The sequence below is a fragment of the Weizmannia acidilactici genome, from assembly GCF_008974185.1.
Taxonomy (GTDB): domain Bacteria; phylum Bacillota; class Bacilli; order Bacillales; family Bacillaceae_C; genus Weizmannia; species Weizmannia acidilactici.
The window spans coordinates 1-1717 of sequence record NZ_BKZP01000074.1; the positions used below are offsets into that span (position 1 = coordinate 1).

Here is a 1717-nt window from a genome sequence, read left to right on the forward strand (position 1 = left end):
GAAAGCAACCGATAGGTTTCTTCGGCAAATTCGATCACATGGTCAGAGGAGTGGACATGACCCGGCCTGAGTACTCCGTTTAAACAAAGATGGGATTTCCCTTCGAAAACGAGGAGGGGATGGTAACTTTTTCTTCCTGGCTTATGAGAGTTTGCCCCGACTTTAGCACCTTCCTGGTTTCCGTAGACTGTTTCCACGCTTGAATCAAAATCCAGAATAAGATTAGAATCAAGCCAGGGTTCGAGGATGTCCATTTCCCGTTCTTTAAATTCTATGGCTGCGTCTTCAACATTCTTCAGCCTTAATAAGTCCTTGCTTAAAAGCGTGTAGTGCGGGCATTTTTCGCCTAAGAAAGCAGTGATCAAAGGATCTTTCTGTAAAGAGCGGAAATGGAACATGTAGGAACAATCTGCCAGCCAGCCCGTAATCAGATACAAAAATATTTTACTTAGAGGGTACTTGGCATTGCCTTTCTTTAAACAGTCAAAATCCTGGAAAGTCTGTTCAATCTTCATACGTTCCAGAAAATGGAAAAACAGGAGGAGCCCACCATAATTTGTACTATTCTTTAAATGGGCAATCACTCCAGCAAAATATGGACACCCTGCGCCGTCAACTTTTGGATATTTTAAGTTAGCAAAAACACTACAGCCTTAAGAAGAATGAGATTATGAAGTTAGAATTGGTGAATCGTTTGCTCGAAACTGAAATGAGGATTTCTTATAAATATAGCTTTGGATTTATTGATGAGAAGTATCTAAAAAGTGGTGCCCATATACCCGGTTTAACGACTTTTGGGATTGCCCCTTATCCAGGGAAGCAAGCAAAGCGCGGTAGCCAAAAGCGTGCAAAAAGTCTTACGGTGTGATATCAAGTGATAAAAACAGTTGAATTGGAAATTCTTCATGCCAATTAAGCTGAAGAAGGCAATACTTAACAAGCCTCCAGATGTATGTAATTAGGGCTTGCTGAACGGAATCAGATGCAATCCCTATTTAAATTTCCGCTGGATGGTAGTAAAGAATCGTTTTAAGAAAGTTAACTAATGCTCCGTTTTTTGATCATTAAAACGCCCTCCAAGTGCAAGGTTTTTCACGTATTTTCCAAAAACCCTTACACTTTATATTCGGAAAAAGCGGCTAAAACCCTTGTCAAATCTGGAATTTTTGCTTATTCAGCAAGCCCTAATTATCTGGAAGTTATGTCATTGGGTATCGATGAAGGAATTACTTCATCGTGTCACCTCTCCCTTTTGCGCCACATAGATTTGATTGTTGCGTAGCAGCGCATCAATCAGGCGCACGAGTTTTCTTGCGGTTAAGACGAGGGCTCGTTTGTGCTGATGCTTAGGGACTTCTCGATATTTTTTCGAGTAGTAACTATAGACAGACGTCGCTTCCATACCAATTTGGATCATCTTGATATGGTGAACCCGTGATGTATGGACAATGGCATCACGCAATTCAGTAGCACCTGGCAAGTTGTTCGCAACTGTAAGGGTGCTAAGCGTTTCGCCTTCCTGATTCATAGGGCAGGCTTTCATGTCCTTTGAGCTTACATCAATTCCGACAAAAAGTTTCATTGGATTGAACCTCCTTCAATATAGTACAATTATCTCTTGATATCTCACTCATTCTCAAAATTTCATAGGTATTTGATTCACACCTAAATAGTTTTCACACCTTTAAATGGATATAGACAGAATTTTCTTGCATGA

At 40.5% G+C, this 1717-nt stretch carries 3 protein-coding genes; 1 reads left to right on the forward strand and 2 read right to left on the reverse strand.

The features are described 5' to 3' along the window. A partial coding sequence (locus BpJC4_RS15685; protein WP_172968384.1) for a transposase occupies window positions 1-584 on the reverse strand: 584 nt, incomplete at its 3' end. Window positions 585-670: 86 nt separating this feature from the next. Here BpJC4_RS15685 and BpJC4_RS15690 point away from each other — a divergent pair. Continuing rightward, window positions 671-868: a hypothetical protein gene (locus tag BpJC4_RS15690; RefSeq protein ID WP_151698184.1), complete on the forward strand. Its 198-nt coding sequence runs from the start codon at window positions 671-673 to the stop codon at window positions 866-868. A gap of 363 nt (window positions 869-1231) precedes the next feature. On the opposite strand, the gene BpJC4_RS17235 is transcribed toward BpJC4_RS15690, so the two are convergent. Continuing rightward, window positions 1232-1582, reverse strand: coding sequence for an IS110 family transposase (locus tag BpJC4_RS17235; RefSeq protein WP_172967583.1), 351 nt, complete (start codon window positions 1580-1582; stop codon window positions 1232-1234). Between the last annotated feature and the right edge of the window lie 135 nt (window positions 1583-1717).